We start from the raw sequence: 3,705 nt of genomic DNA on the forward strand, positions 1-3,705 counted from the left end.
GTGCCGAAGCGGGTAAACGGATCTTGCGTCAGTGCGCGATCCACCAAGGCCGCTTGGATCTGGCGGTTGAGCAGGTCGGCGCGGGCGGTCAGCCATTCGATAGTGAGTTTTCCGGTGCCGGTGGTGGAGTCGTAGAGTTCGAGTTCGCCGTGTTGGTTGTGGCGCTCATATAAGCTGTCCCGTCCCAGAATCACGAAAGGGTTCGTCTCGACCAAAGCGTAACGATAGGCAAGGCTCGAATGAGCTTGGCCGATAAGATCTTCTGCGGTCAGATTGGAAAGCGACTTGATGGTTACGGCATTGAGAAGTTGGCCGTCGGTGATCGCCGTTTCCAGCTCTTGGAGATGTTTGTAATACGGCTCACGCTCTAAAGGATCGGTTCCAGTCGTGCGACGAGTTGCAGTGAGACCTTTGCCCAGTACCAACGTGCGAAAACCATCCAGCAACTCTTCATACGAATTCCCTGGCTCCGTCGACGCAGCACGGATCAGGTCCGACAGCGTAGCGATATCGCGATCCAACCGAGCGTCCAGCAGCACAATGACCCGCATCAGCGCCAAAGCATCGTTACCGTTGACGCTGGAGTGGTTGGTACTGATGGCTGCTACCGCTCCCGGCTCATTTTCTTGGGCAATAGCCACTTTCGTACCCGGCCAGAAACCGGAAGCGCCTAACTCGGAGATACCATCGCCATCGGCCTCCAGGCGCGTAATTTTATGATTCTCCGGCGGTGGAAAACCGAGCGTTGTCAGCAATGAGCTGCCGGTGAAAAAACCCGGTGCATTGAGCGTCACGACTTCTCCGGTATTCTCAGGAAAGAACCGGGCGAACAGCATGGATAAGTGACCACCCAGACTATGTCCGGCCACGTTGACGACAGCATCGGGTGCCACCAAAGAAGTCCCTGCTGGCTGTCCTCCCTCAATTCCTTTATCACCTAATAAGCCTGCCCGAAAACTCAGGTAATCGACTGATTTGGAGTCGATGAAATTCAGCCCTAGAATTCCCCTACTGATCCCATAAAGCTGAGATATCTCCAGGTCACTGTAACTGACCGGTTCCCCACCGACAGTCGTGAGCTTCCGCCAGTATCGGTAAAGGGATTCCGCCTGGGACTTTGCATATCCCTCAGGGCCTATCTGAAACATATCGGAGACAAAAAAATCCGGAACAATATCCGAAGGAATTTCTGTACCACGGACGGCCAAATAAAGCTGACCATCTCTGTTTTTAAAAAGAGTAGCACTAAACCCCAATGAGTCATTAGGATAATGTTGTATTACATCATATTCTTTTAAAAATTCCTTTGCCTGAGTGAAGGTCATATCTGCCCCGTTCCCCAGGGTCTCAACCGGCTCCTCAAGTGATTCGGCGAAATTCGCATACGAAGCCACCGCTAACCTAGAAAACTCGTAATATTTCGAGATCATAAAACACCAGAATCAAAAAAGAGAATTAATGGAGTTCCGCTCATCAACAAAAGCAGGGCAACGCACCTTGTCACTCCTACCCAGCAAAGTACGTTCAGGATTAGTCCATGTATAAGTATAACTAACCGAGATAAACAACTCCTTTTCGGTGAGCAAATCAACCAAAAGCCTGGCATCCTTACGCAGTCGAATTGCATTGGGAACATTCTCGCTTTTTATGGAATACTTATAACTGACAACCCTCTCCAAATTAGCATTCTCAATAACATAAGAGCCACTCAACAAAGGATTACTACCTTTATAACGAACATCCTTTAACTGGCCATTATCCGAAACGTATCTAGCAAACGGCACGAAGCGATAAGCCGCAACAACAGATTTAGCCTGAGCTTCAGAGGAAGCCATCCAACCTGAGTCCGTCGCTACTACCCCTAACAGCCTAGCCCCCCCTTCCTTATTGCAGCGCTCCCTAAACTCATAATATCCAATGGGGATATCAGAGACCCACCACCCGAACCATGAGACTCCTACAATCCCTATAGCAGCAAGAACTTTCGTCTTTACTCTCAAAACCCACCCCCAGGTCTAACATCGAAAACAAGCAACTGAGGCAGCCAAACCCCAACGCATTACCTTATCCCAAGGTAACTTCTTATCTGAGCAATCTCATCTTACGAACTGGACACTCCACCACATCACTCATACCAAATAATGTATTCTTTGGATCAGTAAGAGTTAAAACAAAACGCGCCAAACTCAGAACAACCGTACCACTTTCCAATTCCATGAGAATCAAAGTGTTTTTTTCTAATTCGATATTCCCTCGAAACAGCTTCCGACTTGCGTTCCAGCTTATACCTAACAACATCACCAATCTTGTAAGAGCTATCCTTCCATGGCGCCCCACCCATATAAGCGGTCACCAGAAAATCAGGTAAACATACGAGCCGCGCCAAGCGCTAACGTCACAGCACCTACCCCCGCGTTCGGCTCGCAAGGATTATCAGCTTACTTTTTGGTACCCGCTTAGTTCCTCCACAAGCAAAAGCTAGATTTATATTTTCCCCAACAAAATAACTCACAGACACTACAACCCCTAGTCCCCATTATCAATTCCCACACCCCGCATTCAGAAAGTTTCTTAGTTTTTCCGAAACGACCTTAGTCAGCGTATCGAGCCAACAATCGGGCAGCCGCCCAGCATCAGAAGGGAAAAGGTAAGTCAGCCAGGCGACCCAAGGCATCTTGCTAAAGAATTGAACGAAGAATGAAAGCGCAACATCCGAGACAGTTGCGATGAAAGGCGTGCAATCAACAGCAGGGGCAAATCCCCAGCCCGGTGCAATCCGTCGAATCATGAACAGCTCCCTGTCCTGCACCAAAAAAGAACGGCAACAGAAGAAACTAATGGCTGCCCGCTATTGTCCTCGGACGGAAGGAAGTGCCGGAGCAGAATGGATCACAAAAACAGAGCGGATATCGAAACACTTACAAGGGTCAGGAAAGTCTTAACGCCGCAAACCGGGGGTTACATGTTCTCGCCGGCCATTTCCAATAGCGGTACAAATGCAAGCCATCATCAGAGTCTCCGCTCAAGAAGTCATTCCCGCCGCCACCGATCAGTACATCGTCGTCACCCTCCGTGGCATTGCTCCCCAAATCGGCGCCCGTCTCTTCGGTTGTATAAACGGTAGTTCCGCCCTGTTGTTTGACACCCAGCACAGCCAACCAGTCGCCATTCACCCAGCCGGTGACCCCATCGCCATGCAGGTGATCGTCCCCCGCCCCGCCGTAGAGCGTGTCTTTCCCTTCGGCGCCGAGAAGCATGTCCACCCCGTCGCTGCCGATGAGCTGGTCGTCGTCCCGGCCGCCGTCCAGCCAGTCGCCGCGTGTCGCCAGCCCTTTCTCCGGCTCGGCCTGCAAGGCTTCGGACAGGCTCTGCGCCTGCCCGGCGAACAAGCGGTCATTGCCCTCGCCGGCCAGCAGGCGATCCGACCCCGTTCCGCCGATCAGAGTGTCGTCGCCCTTGTCGTCGTGCAGCACGTCGTCGCCCGCGCCGCCATCCAGGCGGTCATGTCCGCCGTGGGTGCCGCGCAGGTTGTCATTGCCACCCAGGCCTTGCAGATGGTCGTTGCCATCGGTATCGAACAGCCGGTCTTCGCGATCCGCCTCCAGCTTGTCGGTCACCCGGACGTTGCCCCACTGGTCGTAGTCGATCTGCTCGCCCTCGGCGGAAGCATCGAAATCCACCGGTTTCAGATCGCCCAGCACGGGA

Annotated in this window: 3 protein-coding genes and 1 pseudogene; all 4 read right to left on the reverse strand. The window is 52.3% G+C overall.

Translation table 11 applies throughout. The features are described from left to right. A partial coding sequence (locus tag BZL41_RS27865; protein WP_218224470.1) for a hypothetical protein occupies nucleotides 1-1,430 on the reverse strand: 1,430 nt, incomplete at its 3' end. Between the two features lie 12 nt (nucleotides 1,431-1,442). Next, nucleotides 1,443-1,835 carry a hypothetical protein gene (locus BZL41_RS27870; RefSeq protein WP_143518038.1) on the reverse strand — a complete coding sequence of 131 codons (393 nt, stop codon included), beginning with the start codon at nucleotides 1,833-1,835 and terminating at the stop codon, nucleotides 1,443-1,445. Nucleotides 1,836-2,539: 704 nt separating this feature from the next. After that, on the reverse strand, nucleotides 2,540-2,788 hold the full coding sequence (locus BZL41_RS27875; RefSeq protein WP_143518039.1) for a hypothetical protein: 249 nt from the start codon (nucleotides 2,786-2,788) through the stop codon (nucleotides 2,540-2,542). A gap of 139 nt (nucleotides 2,789-2,927) precedes the next feature. Further along, nucleotides 2,928-3,705 (reverse strand): annotated as a pseudogene (locus BZL41_RS07305) (calcium-binding protein); the annotation flags it as partial.

This window comes from Pseudomonas sp. PIC25, from assembly GCF_002286785.1.
Classification (GTDB): domain Bacteria; phylum Pseudomonadota; class Gammaproteobacteria; order Pseudomonadales; family Pseudomonadaceae; genus Pseudomonas_M.

Coding starts and splice junctions, on each gene's coding strand:
- BZL41_RS27870 (WP_143518038.1), bottom strand. CDS start 1,835: ATGGCTTCCTCTGAAGCTCAGGCTAAATCTGTTGTTGCGGCTTATCGC.
- BZL41_RS27875 (WP_143518039.1), bottom strand. CDS start 2,788: ATGATTCGACGGATTGCACCGGGCTGGGGATTTGCCCCTGCTGTTGAT.